The sequence below is a fragment of the Cryobacterium sp. AP23 genome (genome assembly GCF_054075385.1).
In genome coordinates, this window is record NZ_CM133415.1 from 4,142,724 (window position 1) to 4,164,141 (window position 21,418).

Below are 21,418 nucleotides of genomic sequence, written 5' to 3' on the forward strand. Positions count from 1 at the left end.
TTCTGGCCGGATCGCCTCGGCCATCGTGGTGCTCGGGTTGTGCGGATGCCTGTACGCGGGTTGCGCCTGTGCCGCTACTCTGTCGGCATGAGTGAGACTCCGCGGGACTGGTCAGACATCGTTTTCGCTTTCGACGCGGCGACCAGGTGGTTCGTCTCGGTGACGGCGGGCATCGCCGAGCGCGCGGCCGGCGATTCCGCGGTCTGGAACGAGGTGGGCCTGGGCGAGTGGACCGTGCGCGACCTCGTCGGCCACACCAGCCGTGCCCTCTCCACCATCGAGGCCTACCTCGACCTGGCGGCCGAGGAGGACGCCGCCGGCGTCGCCGCGCCCATCGAGGTGACCAGCCCGGCGGCCTACTTCGAACGGGCCCTCGCCGCGGGCACGCCTGAGGTGATCGCGCAACGCGGCCGGGAGACCGCCGCGACGCTCGGTGCCCAGCCGGCGACCGCCGTGGCCGCGCTCGCCGCCCGTGTGCTGGCCCGGGTGGCCACCCTCGACGGCTCCGAGCCGGCGGACACCCCGGCGGGACGCATCCGCATCGCCGAGTACCTGCCGTCGCGCACCCTCGAACTCACGGTGCACACCAGCGACCTGCTGCAGAGCCAGGGTGTTCCGGCCGCCGAACAGACCGTGCCGGAGCCAGCGGCGGCCGCGACCCTGCACGTGCTCGCGGACCTCGCCGCCCACAAGGGAATGTCCGCTCCCATGATGCGCGCCGCCACCGGCCGCGCCCCGCTTCCCGCCGGCTTCACCGTGCTCTGACCGCCAGCCCGCCCAACTCGGGTGTGACGTGACTGGCCCGAATTTGCTAGTGCGAGGGGGCATCCGACTAGCGAAAGTGGGCCAGTCCAACTCGGGTGTGACGTGACTGGCCCGAATTTGCTAGTGCGAGGGTGGCTCGGACTAGCAAATCTGGGCCAGTGCAAGAAGGTGTCCGTCTGGCGAAGTGGGCCGGTCAGGCGAGGGCGGCGGCCTCGTGGGCCTGGCGGGCGGCGTCGAGGGCGTCGAGCCGTTCGGCGAGGCGGTCGAGCACCGCGTCCCGGTCGCCCAACCACTCCGGCATCCACACCCGTTCCACCGCGGGCCAGCCCATCAGCCGGGAGAGCACCTCGACGGGCAGGCCGTCGCGGTCCGAGACCGTGCGGCGGGCCGCCCAGGTGGGGCCGTCGAGCAGCACGGCCATCATCGGATGCTCCGGCGCGCCGGTCGGGGCCACGCTGAGGTCCACCCGGAAGTCCGACAGCCCCACATCGGTCTGCACCGCGAAGCCACGCTCCCGCAGCGACTCGGCGATCTCCTCCCGGTGCCGGTCCAGTGCGGCCGACTGCCGGAGCGGGCTGGCAAGCCCGTCCGAGCCGCCGGCGGCGAGGTCGAGGTAGGCGCGCAGGTCTTTCACCCCGGCGGAGATGGTCTCCTCGGCGCGCAGGTCGGCGGGCGCGAAGCTGCTGAACACGATCACCTGGCGCCGGGCCCTGGTGATGGCCACGTTGAGGCGGCGCTCGCCGCCGGGCAGGTTGAGCGGGCCGAAGTTCAGCGGCAGCCGGCCGGACGCATCCGCGCTGAACGCGGTGGAGAACAGGATGGTGTCGCGTTCGTCACCCTGTACGTTCTCGAGGTTCTTCACGAACAGGCCGTCGGAGTCGCTTTCGAGGGCGTGCACGATGCGGTCGTCGCCGCTGTCGCGGAGGCTCCCCTCGATGAGGGCGCGTTGCTGCACGTTGAACGTGATCACCCCGATCGACGGCACGCCCTCGGGGTCTGCGGCGAACCGGGCGGCGATCTCGGCCACGATGGCCTTGGCCTCGACCGGGTTGGTGCGCAGGTTCTTGCCCTTGCCGCTGCGCAGGAACTCGCCGTCGACACGGCGGAGGCTCACGCCGTAGCCCGCGGAGTCGGTGGCGGCATCCGCGCCCGAGCCGTGGTGCGGCGCGGGGAAGGAGGAGAGCCGGTCGCGGTAGTACGCCCGGTTGCTGAACGCGATGAGCGACTCGTCCTGGCTGCGGTAGTGCCACGACAACCACTTGCTCGGCACCTGGGCCTGCACGCACTCCGACAGGATCGATTCCTCGTCGCGCACGAACTCCAGGGTGTCACCGTCGTCCTCGCCCGAGCCGATGGCGGACTCGGCGAACGAGGTGGGCGGCATCTGCTTGCTGTCGCCGACGACCACGACCGAGCGGGCCCGGCCCATGGCGCCGACGGCGTCGGACACCCGCACCTGCGAGGCCTCGTCGAAGACCACGATGTCGAACAGGCCGGCCTGGGCCGGGAAGAACCGGGCCACCGACTCCGGGCTCATCAGCATGCACGGCAGGATGTCGGTGATCAGGTCGCCGAACTCGTGCATCAGTTCGCGCACGCCCATGCCGCCGCGCTGGCGGTCGAGCTGGCGCCCCAGCAGACCCAGCCGGGCCGCCGTCTCCGCAGCGGCACCGGCGCCGGCCGCGTCGCCGCCGGTCGCGCCGGCGGCCGCACCGGTGGAAGCGTCCGCGCCGATGGTGCGCCGGCGCAGCACGCTGTACGGAATGAAGGTGGGCAGGTGCCGGCGGACGGCGCCCGACGACGTGGTGAACCGGGTGATCGAGCGGTTCTGGGCGGCGGCGTCGAACTGGTCGAGGGTGGTCGCCTGCCCGCGTTCGGCCACGGATGCGTCGGCGAGCCCCTTCTCGAACGCCAGCCCGGCGTCGTCGGCGTCCACCTCGCCGCGGAGCACCGCGGTGTGTGCGGCCGCAAGGCCCAGCCGGGTCAACGGCTCGAGGTGTTCGAGCAGCGCGACCCAGCGGGTGAGGGTGGGCAGCCCGGGCGCCTGGGCGTCACGCTCGTCGGCACCGCGCGTCCACACGGTCACGAGGCCGCCGCCTGCGGCCCAGCCGGCGACGGATGCGGGCCCCGCGCCGGTCGCGGTCATCACGGCCTGCAGGGCGAGCATGGCCCGGTCGATCGCGGCGGCGAGGTCGGGGTCCGGTGCGGGCGTGCCGTCGAGGTAGTCGCGGAGGGCGGCCACGAAGTCGGCGCCCAGTTCAGCGTGCCCGGGGGCGACGACGCCGCCCGCCCAGCGCAGCCACGCCATGCGGGCGACGAGTTCGTCGCGGCCGGTCGGCGCGGAGCTGTCCGACGGCGCGGCGCCCACCAGCGGGTTCCAGTCATCCGCAATGCTCACGCCGGCCACGGCGCGCACGATGGCCCGCAGCGCGGTCAGCTTCGCCTGGCTGTCGGCGAGCTGGCCGGTGACGGTGGTGAGGGAGCCGAGGGGCAGCTTCTGGCCGGGACGGATCTCAGCGGCCAGGCGGGCGAGCACGGCCTTCCGGCGGCCGCGGCGGCCGAAGAAGCCCGACGCATCCGCCGCTTGGGCGTCCCGGTACAGGGCTGCGGCGTCCAGTTGCAGGGCACCGGGCGCCAGCACGGCCAGCGCCGGGTGGTCGGCCTGCACGAAGACGCCGGTGGCCTGTTCGGCGGCCGCCGCGGCAGCCACCCAGGCGGGAGTGCGGGTGTCATCGAGGGTGGCCAGGGCGACCCGGTCCGTGGCGGCGAGACTGCTCAGCGTCACGAACTCGCTGGGGCTGGCCGCCGTGGCCACAACGGCCGCGGCGGCAGCGCCGGGCCCGGTTGTGTCGGGGCCGGTCGTGTCTGGGCCGGTCAGGTGAGTGCCGGGGAGCGCCGCCAACGCGGCGTCCAGGGCAGCGGCGGCCCGGGCCACCGCGGCCAGGTCGAGCGGCGTGGTGGGAGGCGCGGTCACGAAGGCCCACGGATGCTGCGGCCGCGGCCGCACCGGATCGGTCAGGTCGGGCAGGTCCCGCAGCATCCGCCGCAGCTCATCGAGCTCATCGGCCGTGATGCGCGCCGGCAGGTCTGCCGGCACGGGCAGCGGCCGTACGTCGTCGTCGGCGGTGAGCTGGGCGGTGCGGGCGGAGTAGAACGACAGCCCGGCGCCGTTCTGCTCGTGCAGCCGGTCGGTGTACCTGGCCAGGCTGCGCCGGGCGGTGCCGAGCACGTCGAGGTCGTTCTTCAGGCCTTGGCCGTCCACGGTCACGGCGTGCTCGAGGGCCTGCCGGATCTGCGCGCGCACGGCGGCGGGCTTGCTGGCCTTGTCGTGCAGGTCGAGCGCGAACGGGCCCATGCCCACCTCGTTCAGCCGGGCCTGCACCACCTGAAGGGCGGCGCGCTTCTCGGCGACGAAGAGCACCTTCTTGCCTTCGTACACGGCGCGGGTGAGCAGGTTGGTGATGGTCTGCGACTTGCCGGTGCCGGGAGGGCCCTCGAGCACGAAGGTGCGCTCGGCGATGGCCTCGGCCACGGCGGCGAGCTGCGACGAGTCGCCGGGCACCGGGCACTCGGCGCCGAGGGCGTCGAGGTCGGCCGGAGCGGGCAGCGGCACCGGGTCGACGAACGGCTGGGTGGGGGTGTGCACGAGGTGGTTGACCAGGGAGTTCTCGGCCAGGGTCTGCCAGTTCTCGTCGAGGTCCTTCCACAGCCGGAACTTCGCGAACTGCAGGATCGACAGGTCGAGGGTCTCCTCGACGCGGTAGGGGAGTCCGGCGGCCAGCAACGCCTCGCGGGTGGCGCGGAACGCGGCGGCGAGGTCGATGCCGGTGGCGTCGTCGGCGGGGGTGGCCAGCCCGGGGATGCTCAGGCCGTGCTGCTGGCGCAGCTTCTCGAGCAGGCAGTAGTTGGGGGTGGACGCGCCGGACTCGTCCAGCCGCACCCGGTAGTCGCCGCCGCGTCCGGCCGGTTCGAGCACGACGGGCACGAGCACGAGGGGGCTGCGCAGCTCCCGGTCGTTCGCGGTCCAGACCAGCGACCCGAACGCCAGGTACAGGTTGTTCGCTCCGGTCTCCTGCACCACGGTGCGCGCCTTGTAGGCCAGCGCCCGCAGCTTGGTGGCGTAGGTCGCGTCGGTGACGTCGGCGAACACCGCGTGCTTGTCGGTGAGCACGGCCGCGAGCTGGTCGACGGGCAGGTCCCGGCCGAAGCGGATGCCGCGCTCCTTGTCGGTCGTGGACATCCGGTCGGCGGGCAGCAGGGTCAGCCCGGTACCGCCGTTGACGAGGTCTTCGACGCCGGCCAGGTGCTGGTCGGGCACGGTGAGCGCGAGGGCGCCGCGCTCGGTGAAGTTGATCAGCCGGTTGCGCAGGCTCAGGTCGAGGAGGGCGTTCTTCCACTGGTCTATTCGGGGCGGTGTGATCCGTGGCGGCGTGATGGGACCACTCGCGGTTCCCGGCGCAGGCTCCGCCGCCACGCCGACCGGGACCTCCGCCGCTACCGCGATGGCGGCATCCGACGTGGCCGGGGTGACGCCGGCGTTCGCGGGGGCGACCGGCCGGTACTCGGTGACGACGACCGTGCCGTCGGCGGCGACGGTGCGCGCCGGCAGCGGCAGGATGTGTGTGCGCCGCGCCTGCACCACGTCGACGACGCCGACCACGGTGCTGAGGTCGTTCAGCCAGTCCAGGTAGGGGGAGCGCTGGGCCTGCGCGAAGGTGACCGGTGCGCCGGCGCCCTGGTCGGTGACCCGCGTGGTCTCGACGAGCCGGATCAGGTCCAGGTCGATGAGGTTGATCACCTCGGCCACATCGGTGAGAGCGGGCGCGCCGAGGGTCTCCTCCTCGCGCCAGTAGCCGAGGAACGCGTGCCCGGTGACGACCCAGAGCAGCGGGTGCAGCCCGGCCTGCTCAAGGGCGGCGGCCATGACGACCACGGTGTCCAGGCAGGTGCCCACGCCGCCGGACGCGGCGGCCTCGATGCTAGGCCCGACACCGAGCACCTCGCCGGGCGTGCGCACCTTCTGGCCGTCATCGGCCCAGCTGGCCGGCGGGGTGGCGTAGCGGATGCCGCGGGCCCGCGTGGCGTCGAAGACCGCCTCGACCACCTGGTCGACCCGCTCCGGGCCGGACTGGTAGCCGGGCATCGCCGCCGACCCGGTGTGGGTCTCGAGCAGCTCGGCCGCCTCGCCCAGCAGCGTGGCGACCTCGGGGTGGTTCGGCAGCACGTGCGCGGAGAGCATCTCCAGCGCCAGCTCCACCGGCTGGGCCACCCACTGCTGGGCGGCGAGCAGCTGGATCGGCTGATCGGCCGCGGCCACGGGCATCCCGCCGACAAGCAGGCTGGCCCGGATCGTGGCCGGGCGCTGCTCCTCGATGAGAAGCATGGCGGCGGGGTCGACGGTGAGGGAGACATCCGTGAAGGTCGCGGTGCGTTCGGCGGCCAGGTCGACCAGCAGGTCGCGGGCGGTGCCGAGGGTGACGCCGGCGCTGATGACCTCGAGCCGCAGCACGGCCTCCCGGACGGCGGGGCCGCGATTGTCGACGCCGACCCGGCCGACGACGTTGATGCGGTTGTGCGCGAGGGCGTAGCTGAGCACCGGGGTGGCCGCGAGGGTCAGGGTGATGTCGCTCGACGCCGGTGTGGTGTCCGGTGTGATCGAGTCCGGTGTCGTCGCGTCCGGGGTGATCGGTTCCATCGGGATGCTCCTTGTGTCGTACGCGGTGGTGCCTGCGGTGCTGGCGTCCTCGTCAGGGGGACTAGTCAATCATCGGCGAGTGGGCGGCCAGCGTGCGCATCCGGAGTGTGGCGAAGAAGGTGTGTCAGGCTGGGGAGGAACCCCATCCGCCGGCGGTGGCCCAACTCTGCTAAGATCTTGAGGTTGCCGTTCAACGGCCGCGGATAAAGAGAGCTCAGGCATTCTGCCCCGAGCACCGCGCAGTGAGAGAAAGGGGATCCCATCTATGGCACTCGAAGCTAATGCTAAGAAGGCGATCATCGAAAAGTACGCTACCCACCCAGGCGACACGGGTTCCCCCGAAGTCCAGATTGCAATGCTCACGCAGCGCATTCTCGACCTCACGGAGCACCTCAAAGAGCACAAGCACGACCACCACTCGCGTCGTGGCCTGCTCCTCCTGGTTGGTCAGCGTCGCCGCTTGCTCGGCTACCTGTCCGACGTGGACATCAACCGTTACCGCTCGCTCATCGAGCGTCTCGGCCTGCGCCGCTAGGCAGTAGCCGAATGGTTCGCTGATAACGCGATCTTCTTCGAAACGGGCCGTCACCATTTGGTGGCGGCCCGTTTTGTGTACCCGGATGCGGCGAGCCCGGATGCGGGTCAGGCCGGCTCGGCCGGCAGGTCGAGTTGCCGGGTGTAGTAGCCCCACGGGAACGTCATGTCGCCCACCAGGCCCCAGCCGTCGGCCTCGAGGTGCCGCCTGGCCCCGTTGCCCGGCGTCCACAGCTGGCGACGGTGCTCCCACTGGTGCTCGGAGGACTCCAGTACGTGGAACAGGGTGCCGGAGTCGATGACGTGCCAGCCCTGCCGGCCCTCGGCGGCCAGCACCGCCATCTCGTCGAACGCGGTGATCGGGCTGATCACCTTGCGTCCCGGCTGCCCGGGCTCGCCCGCCCGCGCGGTAGCCGGCTGGGTGGCGCTGGAGAACCGTTGTTGGGCGGCCTGGCGGCTCACGCCCAGCACCCGGCCGAGCGCGTCCCAGCTGTGGCCGGCGGCGCGGGCGCCGTTGATGGAGTCGCGCAGGAGCCTGCTGGTCTCCTCAGCGGCCGTGCGGCTGGCACTGACCAGGCGGAGGTAGGCATCCGGGTCGACCTCGAGGTCGGCGCGGAGGCCGGCCGGGGTGCCGAGGACGGCCTCGGCAATGCCATCGCGCACCGCGGAGGCCTCGTCAGCCGTGAGCGCATTCCGGGGATGGCCGGAGGTCTCGGCCGTCATCGCTCGTCCGCGCGGTCCGCGTCCGACGCCGCGCGCAGCGGTTCAAGGTCGTCGAGCGCCGCGGCGTCCCGCAGCCGGGCCACCTGCTTGCGGCCGATCTCGATCCAGAGGATGAGGGCGAGGAGCCCCATGCCGATCGCTCCGGTGAAGGCGCCGAAGACGGTATCGGCCATGTCGTCGTCGGTGAGCAGGGCGCCGATCGACAGGGCGGCGATGGCAACAACCGCGCCGGTGATCGCGACGGCGTACCAGCGGGGGCGGGGGAGAGTCGTGTTCTCGGTCATGTGTCAAGGATGCATTGACACCGCTCGACTGTCAAGCCTTCCTTGACACAGCATCCGCTGGCGTGAGGCCCGGCAATCCCTGCGGATACCTCCGGTTCGCTCCCAGACGGCTCATAGGAAGCGCATAGCCTCGCCCCGCAGTCTGGAGTCATCGAGAAAAGACGTCCGGACACCCGGCGCTGGCTCGCACCAGAAAGGCGGCACGGAGATGAACCTGCACGAGCGAGGCAAGAGACTGGCCACGATCATCACGAGCACTATCGGCCTGGCCGCCGTGGTCGCCGCGTCGGCGCTGGGCCTGCACGAGTGGGCCGACTCCGAGGCAACCAACCTGTCGAGCGCCGACACGTCGACGGGCACGACGGATGCCGACAGCGAGTCGACGGGCACGACGTCGAGCACCGGGACGTCGAGCACCGGGACGTCGGGCACCGAATCCTCGAGCGCTGGGACGTCGAGCACCGAATCCTCGAGTACTGGTACGTCGAGCACCGAATCGGCAACCGATTCGTCCAGCTCAGATTCGGCGACCTCCGAGTCCACCACTGACTCATCGGCCACGGACTCGTCCTCGACCGACTCCTCCAGCGCCACGGTCAGCCCGGCCACCGGCAGCACCTCCGACGCGACCTCGAGCGGATCCTGATATGACGAACACCGTGAACACCCTGTCCGAGTCGATGCCGTCGCCCGCCCGCACGGCCTCCCGGGACTGGACCCTGTGGAGCACCTCCGCCCGACTTGTCGTCACCGACCCCACCCAGATCGGCCTGGCCAGCACCCTCGCCGACGCCCTGCTCGCCGACGTGGACCGGGCGGCCAGCCGCTTCCGCGCCGACTCCGAACTGCAGCTCGCCGCCGGCATGCTTTACCAGGGCGTCGTGGTGAGCAACACCCTGGCCGACCTGGTGCGCCAGGCCCTCGCCGCCGCCGCACTCACGGACGGGGACGTCGACCCCACCCTCGGCTACGCGCTGGACGCCGTCGGCTACGACCGCGACATCCGCCTGATCGAAGACCACGGCGTGCCGGTGCGGGCCATCGTCTCCCGCCGGCCCGGCTGGAAGAGCGTGTCGCTGGTGGGCAACCGGCTCAAGGTGCCCGCGCACCTGGCGCTGGACCTCGGCGCTACCGCCAAGGCCGTCGCCGCGGACTGGACCGCCACCGTGATCAGCGCGGCGCTCGGTTGCGGCGTGCTGCTCAGCCTCGGCGGCGACATCGCGACCGCCGGGCCCGCCCCCGCGGGCGGCTGGCAGGTGCGGGTGCAGGATGCCCCGGCCGACCCGGCGTCGACCATCACCCTCGCCGCCGGGATGGCGCTGGCGACCTCGAGCACCCAACACCGGCGCTGGAAAATGGCCGGCCAGGCCCAGCATCACATCCTCAACCCGCGCACCGGCCGACCGGCAGAGCCGGTGTGGCGCAGCGCCACGGTTGCGGCGAACAGCTGTCACCGCGCCAACACCCTGAGCACCGCCGCGATCGTGCGCGGGGCGGCCGCGCTGCCCTGGTTGCGCGCCCTCGGCGTCTCCGCCCGGCTCGTCGATGCGCAGGGCGCCGTGACCCTGCTCGGCGGCTGGCCGGTGCACGGCACCGAACCCGTGCCGGCCCTGCCCGGCCAGGCCGCACAGCCCGCCGCTGCTCACACCCTCCTGCTCCGGCGGGCCACGGGCGCACCCTCGCCGTACGTCGACGGCGCTCCCGAGGCCCAGGGGCAGAAGAGATCCGTGGCCTGATGGACGAGGCATTCTGGGCTCTGGGCCGGGGGACCGGCGTGTTGGCACTGGTGCTGTTCACGCTGTCGGTGCTGCTGGGCATCCTCACCCGCTCCGGCCGGCCGCTGTTCACCGTGCCGCGGTTCTCGATCACCCTCATCCACCGCAACGTGTCGGTGCTGGCCACGGTCTTCATCCTCATCCACCTGCTCGCGCTGCTGGCCGACTCCTACGCCCAACTCACGGTTGTCGACCTGGTCTTCCCCTTCCTCGGCGCCTACCGGCCGTTCTGGCTGGGGCTGGGCACCGTGGCCGTGGACCTGCTCATCGCCGTCGTTGCCACCAGCCTGCTGCGCCGGTACGTGGGCCAGCGGGTGTTCCGGGTGGTGCACTGGTCGACCTACCTGATGTGGCCGATCGCGCTCGCCCATTCCCTCGGCACCGGCACGGATGCGGCCGAGCCGTGGTTCCTCGCCCTCGCCGCGGTCTGCAGCCTCGCCGTGCTGGCGGCCGTGGCCTGGCGGGTCACCGCCGGTTTCGTCGAATACCGGTCGGCCCGTCGCGCCGAGGACTTCGTCAACGAGCTGCACACCCTCACGACCCGGAGCGGCCAGTCGAACGCACTCCGCACCCATTCCGCCATCCGCCCCATCACCCCGACGACGCAGCCCGATCCGCACCGTTCCCCGCACCACCTGAGCCCCCCGGTTGGGAGAAGACCATGACCATCGTCGCCGACGCGCCGTTTCAGACTCCGAACGGCCCCGCCCGCATCCCGGCGCCGCTCGGCACCGCCCGGCTCACCCGGGCATCCACACCCGACCTCGGCCGGCACCAGGTCGTGTTCGGTCCGCTCCCGGCCGCGCCCGGCTCGGCGGCGCTGCTCGAACTGCTCCGTAGCGCCGGACTCGAGGGTCGCGGCGGAGCCGGCTTCCCGGCCTGGCGCAAGCTGGCCGCCATACCGGTGCCGGCCGCCGGGCGTTCTGGCGCGGGCCGAGCCGGGCAACGCCGGCCCGTCGTGATCGGCAACGCCGCGGAGGGCGAACCGCTCAGCGTCAAGGACGCCACCCTCCTCCGCACCGCCCCACACCTGGTGCTCGACGGCCTGCTCACCGTGGCTGACGCCGTGCACGCGGCCGAGGTGTATCTGTATGCGCCGGCGGCGTTGCTGCCGCACATCGGCCGGGCGCTGGCCGAACGAGCCGACGCCGGCGCCGTCACCATGCGCGCTGCGGCAGAGAGCTTCATCTCCGGCGAGGCCTCCGCCGTGGTGAACGCCATCGCCGGGCGCCCCGCCGTTCCGCGCGACCGGTCGGTCCGCCTGACCACGTCCGGCCTGGGCAAACGGCCGACGCTTCTGCACAACATCGAGACCCTCGCGCACATCGCCCTCATCGTGCGCTTCGGGGCCGCCTGGTTCCGTTCGCTCGGCACGGAGACCGATCCCGGCACCCGCCTGGTCACCGTGAGCCGTGGGCTGGCGGCCGCCGGCGTGGCGGCCGGGGTGGCCGCGGATGCGTCGGGCCACGCGAGCGCGACGGTGCTCGAGGTCGTCGGCGGCAGCCGCATCCACGAGGTCCTCCGATTCGCCGGGATCGACCCCGGCGCCGTGGCCGCGGTCCTCGTCGGCGGCTATCACGGGGCCTGGCTGCCAGCTAGAGCCCTGGATACCGGCCTGGACCGGGCCGCTCTCGCGCCGTTCGGTGCCAGGCCGGGCGCCGGCATCCTGCTCGCCCTCGAGACGGGCCGCTGCCCGCTTACCCTGGCCGCGGCGATCGCCGAGTACCTGGCCGGCCAGAGCGCCCACCAATGCGGACCGTGCGTGAACGGGCTGCCGGCCGTGGCCAATGTGCTCGGCCGCCTCGCCGCGGGAGAGCGCGACCCGGCCCTGCCCGGAGAGGTCGCGCGGCTGGCCGCCCTGGTCACCGGGCGCGGCTCCTGCCACCACCCCGACGGCACGGCCCGGTTCGTGCTGAGCACCCTGACGGTGTTCGAGGCCGACGTCGCGGCGCACCTGCACGGCAGCTGCGCCAAGGTGCACTCGTGAGCGCCCGAAGACTCGCACCGACGGGTGTGCCCCCGGCCGGTGCACCCGGCCCCGGCGCATCCGCACCCCGTGCCGACCGGGCGCCGGTCGCGGACCGCTCGCCCGACCGCATCGTGCTGCACATCGACTGGACCGCCTGCGACGGCCGGGGTCTCTGCACCGAACTGCTCCCTGAGCTGCTTCACCGCGACGACTGGGGCTACCCCCTTGCACCCGGCCACGGCTCCGACGTGCCGGTCCCCGGCGCCCACCGGGCCGCCGCGGCCGACGCGGTCGCCCTGTGCCCCCGCCTGGCCCTCACCCTCCGCCACCCCTCCCGCGAGCCGTGAGCTGAACCCCATCCTGGGGCCCGGGAGCGTGCCCAGGTCACGGCTCGCGGTGCTTGCCGTAGCGCCGGGACGCGCAAGCGGCAAGAGTGGAGGGATGAATGAGTTTGCCGCCGACCCCCGGGGCTTCGACAAGCGCCGCCACGGCGCACCCTCCGGCTTCTTCGAGGCCGAGGCCGCCGGCCTGACCTGGCTCAGCGTGCCCGGGGGAGTGCGCACGGCGCAGGTGATCGACGTGGAACCCGGGCACATCGTGCTCGAGAGCGTCGAAGAGGTGCCGCCCACCCGGGCCGCCGCCCGCGCCTTCGGGGCCCAGCTCTCGGTGACCCATTCGGCCGGCGCCGAGGCGTTCGGCGCGCCACCGGACAGCTGGAGCGGCCCGTTGTTCATCGGCAACCGCAGCCTCCCGGACGCCTTCGAGCCCAGCTGGGGAGCCTTCTATGCCCGGTTCCGGGTGCTGCCCTTCCTCGACATCGCCCTCGACGTCGGTGGCATCACGGCGCGGCAGGCCGACGCTGTGCACGCCGCCTGCGCCCGGATCCGGTCCGGTGACTTCGACGACGGCGCCGCACCGGCCCGGCTGCATGGGGACCTGTGGACGGGGAACGTGCTGTGGTCGGCCGACGGGGTCGTGCTCATCGACCCCGCCGCGCACGGCGGCCACCGGGAGACCGACCTGGCGATGCTGGCCCTGTTCGGCTGCCCGTACCTGGAGGACATCCTCGCCGGGTACGAGTCGGCGGCGACCCTGCGGCCGGGCTGGCGGGCGCGCACGCCGCTGCACCAGCTGCATCCGCTGGCCGTGCACGCCGCGGGCCACGGTGCCGCCTACGGACGAGCACTCGAGCAGGCCGCCGAAGCGGTGCTCGAGCTGCCGAAGGTGGCCCAGCCCGACTAGCCGGCCGGCTCCTGCCGGCTCAACCCGCCCGCCGAGTTGCCGCAAACGTCCCCTTGGAGCGGCCCGAAGGGGGTTTTCGGCGGAAGTCGGTGGAGTGCTCGGCGCCGACTTCCGGCACAGTGCCCCTTCAACGCCCGCCAAGGGGGAGTTCGCCGCACGTCGCGGCAGGGACGCTACGTCGTCTGGCCGGCGTGGGCGCCCTCTCGGATCTCCTCGATGACCTTCGCGTTGAACGCCGGCAGGTCGGCGGGGGTGCGGCTGGAGACCAGGCCCGCATCCACCACCACTTCCTCATCGACCCAGGTGGCCCCCGCGTTTCGCAGGTCGGTCTTCAGGCTCGGGTACGACGTGAGGGTGCGCCCCTCGATCACGCCCGCCTCAATGAGGATCCACGCGGAGTGGCAGATCGCCGACACTGGCTTGTGAGCGGCAAAGAAGTCCCGGGTGAACGCGACGGCGTCGTCGTCGAGGCGCAGGTGGTCGGCGTTCACAACGCCGCCCGGCAGCACGAGCGCGTCGAAGTCGGCGGCCTTCGCGTCGGCCACGGCCAGGTCGACGTACTGTGAGTGGCCCTTCTTGCCGGTGACGCTCTCGGTGGCCGGGGAAACGAGCACGGCGGTGGCGCCGGCATCCGTCACGGCCTGCCAGGGGCTCGTCAGTTCACTGTCCTCGTAACCGTCGGTGAGCAGGAAGGCGATGCGCTTACCGGAGAGTTCGGTGGTCGTCATGGTGTTCTCCTCGTCGTGAGTCGATACAGCGGATGATGTCGGGGAGACCCCGGGGTCTCCTGCCGATTCCACGCTAGCCACGACCTGGCGGCCGGCGGCCGATACTCACGAAACCCTGAGGTTCGCCGGCCACGGCACGGGTAGGGACTTTTGGGCTGCCGCTGCCGGCCGCGTCGCCCTAAACTTGAGCTTTACAAGGAACGGAACCACCCATGAGTCTCTGGCGTACCAAGAGCATCGAGTCCTCGATTGCGGATTCCCTGGAAAAGGGGCACAGCCTCAAACGCACCCTCGGCACCTGGGACCTCATGGTCATGGGTGTGGCGGTCGCCGTCGGCGCCGGCATCTTCTCGGTGGGCGCCAAGGCCGCCGGCAGCTACGCCGGCCCATCCGTGACGCTCGCCTTCGTGCTCGCCGCGGTCACCTGCGCCCTGGCGATCATGTGTTACGCCGAGTTCGCCTCCGCGGTCCCCGTCGCCGGGTCCGCGTACACCTTCACCTACGCGACCCTGGGCGAGCTGCTCGCCTGGATCATCGGCTGGGACCTCATCCTCGAGATGCTCACCGCCGCGGCCGTGATCGCGAAGTACTGGGGCATCTACCTCAGCAACGTCTTCTCGCTGTGGAACTGGGACATCCCCGCCACCATCAACGTGGCCGGCCTGCAGGTGAGCTGGGGCGCGTTCGTGATCGTCGCGATCTTCACGACGCTCCTGGTGCTGGGCACCCAGCTCTCCGCCCGGGTCGCCAGCGTGTTCACCATCATCAAGGTGGCCATCGTGCTGTTCGTCATCGTGGTCGGCGCATTCTTCATCAACCCGGCGAACTACTCGCCGTTCATCCCCGAGTCGGTGCCCACCACGGATGGTGTCGGCAGCGACGTCTGGACCCAGTCGTTGTTCTCCTTCATGACCGGTGCCGCCCCCGCGCAGTACGGCATCTTCGGCCTGCTCGCCGGCGCCTCGCTGGTGTTCTTCGCGTTCATCGGCTTCGACGTGGTCGCCACCAGCGCCGAAGAGGTCAAGAACCCGCAGAAGACCCTGCCGCGCGGTATCTTCGCCGGCCTGGCCATCGTCACCGTGCTCTACGTGGGTGTCAGCCTGGTTCTCACCGGCATGGTGCCGTACACGGTGCTCGCCGACGACCCGAACGCCTCGCTCGCGACCGCCTTCGTGGCCGTCGGCGCCGGCTGGGCCGCCCAGGTCATCTCCATCGGCATCCTGGCCGGCCTCACCACCGTGATCATGGTGCTGCTGCTCGGCCTGTCCCGGGTGCTCTTCGCCATGAGCCGCGACGGCCTGCTGCCGCGCTGGCTCAGCGTCACCTCGGAGAAGCGCCGCACGCCGGTGCGCATCCAGATCATCACCGGTGCAGCGGTCGCCCTGATCGCCGGGCTCACCGACGTGGGCGTGCTCGAAGAGATGATCAACATTGGCACCCTCTCCGCTTTCGTGCTGGTGAGCATCGCCGTGGTGGTGCTGCGCAAGAAGCGGCCCGACCTCAAGCGGTCCTTCCAGGTGCCGTGGTCGCCGTTCCTGCCGATCCTCTCGGCGGTGCTGTGCTTCTGGCTGATGCTCAACCTCACCACCCTCACCTGGGCCCGCTTCGGCGTCTGGCTGCTGCTCGGTTTCATCGTCTACTTCGCCTACGGCCGCCGGCACTCGCTGGTGGGCATCAACGCCAAGCTCATCGTCGACGCCACCCGCCGCGAGGAGATCGAACGCGAAGAGCGCGCGATCAAGGGCGAGTAGCCGCACAACTGTTCCCCGAACGGACAATTGCACCCGGTACACCGGGTGCAATTGTCCGTTTCGGGAACAGAAGACCGGGCCTCGCGCACCGTCCGAGGGCGGAGTAGCGTTTTTTTCGGATGGCCCTGCCGAAACGGACGGGCGGGCCTGCCGCTTCAGCGGAGGACGATCCCATGCACCGGCACTCGGAGTGACTACCCGTGACGGCGTCACTCCTGCTTGCCCTCGACCTGGTCACGGCCATCGTCACGGCCGGGGCGTGGATCGGCGCCGCGGTGCTGGCCGCGGGGATCCGCGCGCGCGGGACACCCGCGGCTGACTCGCTCAGCGCCACCCAGCCGCCGGCAACGAGCCGGCGCCGGCGGGCCTGGCTGGTGCTCGCCCTGTTCGGCATCGGCGCCCTGGGCGTCATCGCGCAGGGGATCGGTGTCGTCCTGCTGGCCGGCCACGGCTGGTGGTTCGTGCAGGAGAAGGTTGTCTTCGCCCTGCCGGTGGCCGTTCTCTTCGGTGTCGCCGGCGGCATCCTGGCGGGACCCGACCTGCTGGCGGTCGCGCGCGGCGCCCGCCCGGCCACCGGGGCGCGCGGCCTGGCGGCCCTGGTGGGTGCGGCAGCGGCGGCCGTCGCGGGGATCGCGGCCCGCCTGGTGGTCGGCTACCCGCTGGAACTCGTCCCGGCGCTGGTGCTTCTCGTCCTCGTGCTGCTGAGCGCCGCGCTGGCCTGGGCGATCGTCACCGGCCGACCCGGGCGCGTGGTCACCGGCCTGGTGGCCTTCACCGTGCTCGTGCTGGTGGCCGCCATCGGCGTGACCTGGCTCGGCAGCGCGGCGCTGCCCGGGGCACTGGCCGCGGTGCACCATGGCGAACCGGATGCACCGGCTCCGCCGACCGGCGGAATCCCGGTCACCGACCTGCGCACACCCGCCGACACCCCGGGCACCCTGCGGTCCTTCGACCTCACGGCGCAGGAACAGCAGGTGACGCTCGCCTCCGGACGGAACGTGTCCGCCTGGACCTACGGGTCACTGCCCGGCCCCGAACTGCGGGTCACGCAGGGCGACCTGGTCGAGGTGACCCTGCACAACACCGACATCAACGAGGGAGTCACCATCCACTGGCACGGCTACGACGTTCCGGCCGGCGAGGACGGCGTCGCGGGTGTCACCCAGGATGCCGTCCTGCCCGGCGACTCGTTCACCTACCGGTTCCCCGCGACCGACACCGGGACCTACTGGTACCACACCCACCAGGTCTCCGCCGATGGGGTGCGGCGCGGACTGTTCGGCACCCTGGTGGTGCTGCCGCCGAAGGGGGTACCGGAACAGGTCGACCTGACGGTGCCGCTGCACACCCTCGCCGGCGCGGTGCTCCTCGGCGACTCGGACGAGGCCGAAGCGCGGACCGTGCCGGCCGGGCAATCCGTGCGCCTCAGGCTGATCAACACCGACCAGGTGCCGCACCGCTTCTACCTCGACGGCGGCGAGTTCACCGTCGTCGCCGTCGACGGCCGCGACCTGGTCGGGGCCACCCCGGTCACCCGGAAGGCGTTGCGGATTCCAGCCGGCGGTCGGCTGGATGTGTCGTTGACGATGCCGGAGACCGGCGTGCAGCTGAGCAGCAACGCCTCGGCCACGGCGACGTTGTCGCTCGGGCCGGCCGGCGCGGAGGTCCCGGCGGCGGTGGCACGAGCATCCGGCGACCTCGACCTGCTGAGCTACGGCACGCCGACCGAACAGGCGCTGCCTGCCGGGGAGGGACGGGTGGAGGCGACCATGGTCCTCGACCGCAACCCGCGGTTCCTGGGCGCGCGCCCGGTGTACGGCTACACCGTGAACGGCCAGGTGTTCCCGCACATCCCGAGCATCGAGGTGACCGAGGGCAACACGGTGCGGCTCACGGTGGTCAACCGGGGGTTGGAGACGCATCCGATGCACGTACACGGCCATCACGTGCGGGTGCTCTCCCGGGACGGCATCCGCTCGACCGGGTCGCCGCTCTGGCTGGACACGTTCGACGTGCAGCCGGGGGAGGCGTGGGTGGTCGAGTTCGTGGCGGACAACCCGGGGGTGTGGATGGACCACTGCCACAACCTCGACCACGCGGCAGAGGGCATGATGATGGCACTGACCTACCGCGGCGTGACGAGCCCGTTCCAGCAGGGCGGTCCGCACGGCAACCGGTCCGAGTGAGCCCGACCGAACTCAGGCCGTGCCCGGATTCTCAGGCCGAGTCGTCCATCGCGGTGCGCTCCGCCGGGGTCTGCACGTTCTTCGCTCCACTCGACTGTGCATCCGCCGACCGGGCACCCACCGACCGGGCGCCCATTTCGGCCAGTCCGAGGATCACGAAGGCGTTGAGACCGTGCAGCAACCCGAGTCCGGGAATCTCGAACGAGCTGTATCCGAGGATCAGCTGCACCAGAACGGCCACCAGCAACCAGGCCGCCCACCTGATGCCGATGCGCCCGATCAGCGCCAGCACGAGCAGGGTGAGCACCAACAGCGGAATGACCAGCTGGCCGACGGCACTGTGCACGATGAAGCCGGTGACGCCCTCCTCCACGAAGGCGGCACCACCCTCGTTGGTGGCGTTCAGGATGGTGAACGTGGACCACGCAATGACGGCGGCCTGAATCACGACGCAGGCTGAAATGATGTGGCAGATGACCTGATATGCCCTGCGCATGGCTGGACTCCTTCCGATCTAGCCGGAGCCCAGGTCGAAGCCGATCCGAGCTTCGCGGTCAGCGTACGCCCAGATTCGGAGGCCGGTCAACGGGTCGGGTTCACGCGTCGCGGCCCTGCGCCCGGCTTAGAGCCGGTACAGGCGCGCCTCCCACGGGCGCAGCGCCGCTGAGCCGTCGCCGGGGTAGTTGCCCAGCAGCAGCTCGGCACCCGAGATGTCGTCGGGCAGCCATTCGCCCTGCACCGTCAACGGCTCATCCGAGGCGTTCGCCAGCACCAGCAAAGTCTGCTCATCCAGCGTGCGGGTGAACGCGTACAGCTGTTCGTGGTCGGGTTCGATCAGCTCGAACCGGCCGAGCGCCACCGCCGGGTTCTCGTGTCGCAGGGCGATCAACCGCTGGTAGAAACGAAAGACGCTGTGCGAGGCGGCCCGGTCGGCCTCCACATTGATCTCGGTGTAGTTCGGGTTCGCCGCCAGCCAGGGGGTGCCGGTGCTGAACCCGGCGTGGGCGGTGCCGTCCCACTGCATGGGGGTGCGGGCGTTGTCCCGGCCCATGGCGTGCACACCGGCCAGCACGCTCGCCGGTGACTGGTCGAACTGCTCAACGGCCTCGCGGTAGTGGTTGAGCGATTCGATGTCGCGGTAGTGCTCGATGCTCTCGAACCGCACGTTCGTCATGCCGATCTCTTCACCCTGGTAGATATAGGGCGTGCCGCGGTGCAGGTGCAGCACCAGCGCCCACAGCGTCGCGGACTCGTACCGGAACCCGGTGTCGTTGCCGAACCGCGACACCAGCCGGGGCTGGTCGTGGTTGTTCAGGTAGAGGCTGTTCCAGCCGGTCTCGGCCAGGCCGTCCTGCCAGCGCGCCAGGCTGTGCTTGAGCGGCACGAGGCTGCGCGGCAGCGGGTCGAACTTGTGGGTGCCCTGGTCGAGCGAGACGTGCTCGAACTGGAAGATCATGTCGACCTCGGCGCGCGCCGCATCCGTGAACAGCACGGCATCGTCGATGCTCACGCCGGGCATCTCGCCCACGGTCAGGTGCTGCCCGGTGCGGCCGGCGAACACCGCGCGGTGCATCTCCTGCAGGTAGTCGTGAATCTGGGCGCCCATGGGGGAGCCGCCACCGGTGGAGGCCGCCGGGCCGCTGACCAGTTCCACCTGCTTGGCGATGAAGTTGATCACGTCCATCCGGAACCCGTCGACGCCGCGGTCCAGCCACCAGTTCATCATCGTGTAGACGGCCTGGCGCACCTCGGGGTTCTCCCAATTGAGGTCGGGCTGCTGCTTTGCGAACAGGTGCAGGTAGTACTCACCGGTTGTCTCGTCGAGGGTCCAGGCGGGCCCGCTGAACGCGCTGCCCCAGCCGTTCGGCTCCGCGCCGGTCGCCCCGGGCTGCCGCCACCAGTACCAGTCGCGCTTGGGGTTGTCTCGCGACGAGCGCGACTCGACGAACCACGGATGCTCGTCGCTGGTGTGGTTCACCACCAGGTCCATCACGATCTTGATGCCGCGCTCGTGGGCCTCGGCCAGCAGCAGGTCGAACTCGTCGAGGCTGCCGAACACGGGGTCGATGTCCTGGTAGTCGCGGATGTCGTAGCCGTTGTCGTGCTGCGGTGACGGGTAGACCGGGGACAACCAGATGGCGTCGACGCCGAGTTCGACCAGGTAGTCCAGCTTGCCGCGCACCCCGCCGAGGTCGCCGATGCCGTCACCGTTCGAGTCCGCGAACGAGCGCGGATACACCTGGTAGACCACGGCGGTGGTCCACCAGGGCGCCGGCTCGATGGTGGGCTCGGTGGGGTTCTGATCGGTCACGAGCGGGCCTCCCTGTAGGGCGCCGACCCGGATGCGTGTGCGGGCCGGCCGTTGCGCGTGATGTCCACGCGGAATGAATCGTGCCCCCCAACCTAGCGGCACCTCCACGGGCCGCACCATGGCGACCGGTGCGTCACAGTGGGTCACGCCGGCCCGCCCGCGCCCACCCCGGTGACGTGGCTGCGGTGTCTATGTCAGGATGAGGGGCGGCTCGCTGAGGCGCGGGAAGGCGAACGCCCATGCACGGCAGTACGGAGGCCGCCGCGCCGATCAGTGAATCGGCCATGGCCCTGGCTCGGGCCGTCCTCATGCACGGGCCCGTCTCCCGCAGCGAACTCGGCCGCCGCCTGGGTCTGTCCGCGGCCAGCCTCACCCGGCTGAGCCGGCCGTTTTTCGAACGCGGCCTCTTCGTCGAGGTGAGCGACGACGCCAACGGTGGTGTCGGCCGCCCCACCCGGCCCCTGGACGTCCGGATGGACGGCCGCCGGTTCGTCGGCATCAAGCTCACCGGCGATGACGCGTTCGGTGTGCTCACCGACCTGCGCACCACCGAACTCGCCGCCGCGCACCGCCCGATCACGAGCCGCGACCCGGATGCCGTGGTGGAACAGCTGGTGGCGCTGGTGCGGGAGCTGGCCGAGGCCGACCCGGTTGCCGCGGTCGGCGTCTCCGTCGGCGGCAACGTCACCGGATCCCGTGTGGTCACCCGGGCGCCGTTCCTGGGTTGGCGGGAGGTGGACCTGGCGTCCGCACTGGAGGCGAGCCTGGGCATCCAGGTGTTGGTGGAGAACGACGTCGCGGGCCTCGCAGCCGCCGAGCAATGGTTCGGCGCCGGACGGGAGACGTCCAGTTTCGCGGTCCTCACCATCGGGATCGGGGTGGGCTACGGCCTCGTCATCAACGACCAGATCATCACGACCGTCAACAGCGGCCTCGGCCTCGGTGGCCACGTGCCGCTCGACCCGGACGGGCCCCTCTGCGAAGCCGGGCACCAGGGCTGCTCCAACGCCATGCTCACCGAGTCGGCCATCCAGTCGGCTGTCGGGCGCGCGCTCGGGCGCGACGTCGGCTACGGCGAGGCGCTGGCGCTCGCCGAATCCGGCGACCCGGCCGCGCTGGCGGTGCTGCAGGCCTCCGGCCGGGCGCTCGGCCGGCTGGTGGCGCTCATCACGAACATCGCCATGGTCGACACCATCGTGCTCTCCGGCGAGGGCATCGGGCTCTGGAACATCGTGTCGGACGAGATCATCGGCACCGCCCGCGACGGCCGCGACCCGGAGGCCACGCCCCTGCGGTTCAGCATCAATGACGGCGGCGTCTCGTCCTGGGCCAGGGGAGCGGCGGCGGTCGCGATCCAGCAGACCCTCGCACGCCTCACCCTCGGCCCGGAGCCCCGGGACACCGGCTGGCCGCAGCCGTCAGCTTCGCGGGAATAAGATCGCCCCGACTGCCGTT

Annotated in this window: 17 protein-coding genes; 10 read left to right on the top strand and 7 right to left on the bottom strand. The window is 71.4% G+C overall.

Annotated features, from left to right (window positions below):
- The first annotated feature begins 87 nt into the window (after window positions 1-87).
- The gene (locus ACU5E9_RS19485) at window positions 88-765 is read left to right on the top strand and encodes a maleylpyruvate isomerase N-terminal domain-containing protein (protein ID WP_456811531.1); all 678 of its coding nucleotides are present in this window, start codon (window positions 88-90) and stop codon (window positions 763-765) included.
- 193 nt (window positions 766-958) lie between these two features.
- Here the strand turns inward: ACU5E9_RS19485 and ACU5E9_RS19490 are convergent, their stop codons facing one another.
- Window positions 959-6,460 carry a DUF4011 domain-containing protein gene (locus ACU5E9_RS19490; protein ID WP_456811532.1) on the bottom strand — a complete coding sequence of 1,834 codons (5,502 nt, stop codon included), beginning with the start codon at window positions 6,458-6,460 and terminating at the stop codon, window positions 959-961.
- Window positions 6,461-6,725: 265 nt separating this feature from the next.
- Here ACU5E9_RS19490 and rpsO point away from each other — a divergent pair, with 265 nt between their 5' ends.
- Window positions 6,726-6,995: a 30S ribosomal protein S15 gene (gene rpsO / locus ACU5E9_RS19495; RefSeq protein ID WP_066594293.1), complete on the top strand. Its 270-nt coding sequence runs from the start codon at window positions 6,726-6,728 to the stop codon at window positions 6,993-6,995.
- A 107-nt stretch (window positions 6,996-7,102) separates the two neighbouring features.
- On the opposite strand, the gene ACU5E9_RS19500 is transcribed toward rpsO, so the two are convergent.
- From ACU5E9_RS19500 to ACU5E9_RS19510, 3 genes are all read right to left on the bottom strand, one after another.
- The gene (locus ACU5E9_RS19500) at window positions 7,103-7,717 is read right to left on the bottom strand and encodes a hypothetical protein (RefSeq protein WP_456811533.1); all 615 of its coding nucleotides are present in this window, start codon (window positions 7,715-7,717) and stop codon (window positions 7,103-7,105) included.
- Window positions 7,714-8,001, bottom strand: a complete 288-nt coding sequence (locus ACU5E9_RS19505) for a hypothetical protein (protein WP_456811534.1) — start codon at window positions 7,999-8,001, stop codon at window positions 7,714-7,716. Before ACU5E9_RS19505 ends, ACU5E9_RS19500 begins: the two co-directional genes overlap by 4 nt.
- Window positions 8,002-8,112: 111 nt before the next feature.
- On the bottom strand, window positions 8,113-8,610 hold the full coding sequence (locus ACU5E9_RS19510; RefSeq protein WP_456811535.1) for a hypothetical protein: 498 nt from the start codon (window positions 8,608-8,610) through the stop codon (window positions 8,113-8,115).
- Window positions 8,611-8,648: 38 nt separating this feature from the next.
- Here ACU5E9_RS19510 and ACU5E9_RS19515 point away from each other — a divergent pair, with 38 nt between their 5' ends.
- The 5 genes from ACU5E9_RS19515 (at window position 8,649) to ACU5E9_RS19535 (ending at window position 12,987) form a co-directional block, all read left to right on the top strand.
- Complete coding sequence (locus ACU5E9_RS19515) at window positions 8,649-9,737, top strand: FAD:protein FMN transferase (protein ID WP_456811536.1); 1,089 nt, start codon at window positions 8,649-8,651, stop codon at window positions 9,735-9,737.
- Complete coding sequence (locus tag ACU5E9_RS19520; protein ID WP_456811537.1) at window positions 9,737-10,441, top strand: ferric reductase-like transmembrane domain-containing protein; 705 nt, start codon at window positions 9,737-9,739, stop codon at window positions 10,439-10,441. The genes ACU5E9_RS19515 and ACU5E9_RS19520 overlap by 1 nt, the downstream gene beginning before the upstream one ends.
- Window positions 10,438-11,763, top strand: a complete 1,326-nt coding sequence (locus ACU5E9_RS19525) for an NADH-ubiquinone oxidoreductase-F iron-sulfur binding region domain-containing protein (RefSeq protein WP_456811538.1) — start codon at window positions 10,438-10,440, stop codon at window positions 11,761-11,763. Before ACU5E9_RS19520 ends, ACU5E9_RS19525 begins: the two co-directional genes overlap by 4 nt.
- Window positions 11,760-12,092 carry a ferredoxin gene (locus ACU5E9_RS19530; RefSeq protein ID WP_456811539.1) on the top strand — a complete coding sequence of 111 codons (333 nt, stop codon included), beginning with the start codon at window positions 11,760-11,762 and terminating at the stop codon, window positions 12,090-12,092. Before ACU5E9_RS19525 ends, ACU5E9_RS19530 begins: the two co-directional genes overlap by 4 nt.
- Window positions 12,093-12,186: 94 nt before the next feature.
- Window positions 12,187-12,987, top strand: coding sequence for a fructosamine kinase family protein (locus ACU5E9_RS19535; protein ID WP_456811540.1), 801 nt, complete (start codon window positions 12,187-12,189; stop codon window positions 12,985-12,987).
- A 173-nt stretch (window positions 12,988-13,160) separates the two neighbouring features.
- On the opposite strand, the gene ACU5E9_RS19540 is transcribed toward ACU5E9_RS19535, so the two are convergent.
- The gene (locus ACU5E9_RS19540; protein WP_456811541.1) at window positions 13,161-13,715 is read right to left on the bottom strand and encodes a type 1 glutamine amidotransferase domain-containing protein; all 555 of its coding nucleotides are present in this window, start codon (window positions 13,713-13,715) and stop codon (window positions 13,161-13,163) included.
- A gap of 212 nt (window positions 13,716-13,927) precedes the next feature.
- On the opposite strand from ACU5E9_RS19540, the gene ACU5E9_RS19545 reads away from it, so the two are divergent.
- A complete protein-coding gene (locus ACU5E9_RS19545; protein ID WP_456811542.1) occupies window positions 13,928-15,466 on the top strand; it encodes an amino acid permease in 1,539 nt (512 codons plus the stop codon).
- A 200-nt stretch (window positions 15,467-15,666) separates the two neighbouring features.
- Window positions 15,667-17,652 (top strand): multicopper oxidase family protein, encoded by a 1,986-nt coding sequence (locus ACU5E9_RS19550; RefSeq protein WP_456811543.1) that lies wholly within the window; start codon window positions 15,667-15,669, stop codon window positions 17,650-17,652.
- A gap of 31 nt (window positions 17,653-17,683) precedes the next feature.
- Here ACU5E9_RS19550 and ACU5E9_RS19555 read toward each other — a convergent pair whose 3' ends face one another.
- A complete protein-coding gene (locus ACU5E9_RS19555) occupies window positions 17,684-18,148 on the bottom strand; it encodes a hypothetical protein (protein ID WP_456811544.1) in 465 nt (154 codons plus the stop codon).
- A 126-nt stretch (window positions 18,149-18,274) separates the two neighbouring features.
- Window positions 18,275-19,963 (bottom strand): glycoside hydrolase family 13 protein, encoded by a 1,689-nt coding sequence (locus ACU5E9_RS19560; RefSeq protein ID WP_456811545.1) that lies wholly within the window; start codon window positions 19,961-19,963, stop codon window positions 18,275-18,277.
- 239 nt (window positions 19,964-20,202) lie between these two features.
- Here ACU5E9_RS19560 and ACU5E9_RS19565 point away from each other — a divergent pair, with 239 nt between their 5' ends.
- A complete protein-coding gene (locus ACU5E9_RS19565; RefSeq protein WP_456811546.1) occupies window positions 20,203-21,399 on the top strand; it encodes an ROK family protein in 1,197 nt (398 codons plus the stop codon).
- Window positions 21,400-21,418 lie beyond the last annotated feature (19 nt).

Bases quoted from the DNA above. Each gene is read 5' to 3' on its own strand.
- ACU5E9_RS19485 (WP_456811531.1), top strand. From the start codon at position 88: ATGAGTGAGACTCCGCGGGACTGGTCAGACATCGTTTTCGCTTTCGAC.
- ACU5E9_RS19490 (WP_456811532.1), bottom strand. From the start codon at position 6,460: ATGGAACCGATCACCCCGGACGCGACGACACCGGACTCGATCACACCG.
- rpsO (WP_066594293.1), top strand. From the start codon at position 6,726: ATGGCACTCGAAGCTAATGCTAAGAAGGCGATCATCGAAAAGTACGCT.
- ACU5E9_RS19500 (WP_456811533.1), bottom strand. From the start codon at position 7,717: ATGACGGCCGAGACCTCCGGCCATCCCCGGAATGCGCTCACGGCTGAC.
- ACU5E9_RS19505 (WP_456811534.1), bottom strand. From the start codon at position 8,001: ATGACCGAGAACACGACTCTCCCCCGCCCCCGCTGGTACGCCGTCGCG.
- ACU5E9_RS19515 (WP_456811536.1), top strand. From the start codon at position 8,649: ATGACGAACACCGTGAACACCCTGTCCGAGTCGATGCCGTCGCCCGCC.
- ACU5E9_RS19520 (WP_456811537.1), top strand. From the start codon at position 9,737: ATGGACGAGGCATTCTGGGCTCTGGGCCGGGGGACCGGCGTGTTGGCA.
- ACU5E9_RS19525 (WP_456811538.1), top strand. From the start codon at position 10,438: ATGACCATCGTCGCCGACGCGCCGTTTCAGACTCCGAACGGCCCCGCC.
- ACU5E9_RS19535 (WP_456811540.1), top strand. From the start codon at position 12,187: ATGAATGAGTTTGCCGCCGACCCCCGGGGCTTCGACAAGCGCCGCCAC.
- ACU5E9_RS19540 (WP_456811541.1), bottom strand. From the start codon at position 13,715: ATGACGACCACCGAACTCTCCGGTAAGCGCATCGCCTTCCTGCTCACC.
- ACU5E9_RS19545 (WP_456811542.1), top strand. From the start codon at position 13,928: ATGAGTCTCTGGCGTACCAAGAGCATCGAGTCCTCGATTGCGGATTCC.
- ACU5E9_RS19555 (WP_456811544.1), bottom strand. From the start codon at position 18,148: ATGCGCAGGGCATATCAGGTCATCTGCCACATCATTTCAGCCTGCGTC.
- ACU5E9_RS19565 (WP_456811546.1), top strand. From the start codon at position 20,203: ATGCACGGCAGTACGGAGGCCGCCGCGCCGATCAGTGAATCGGCCATG.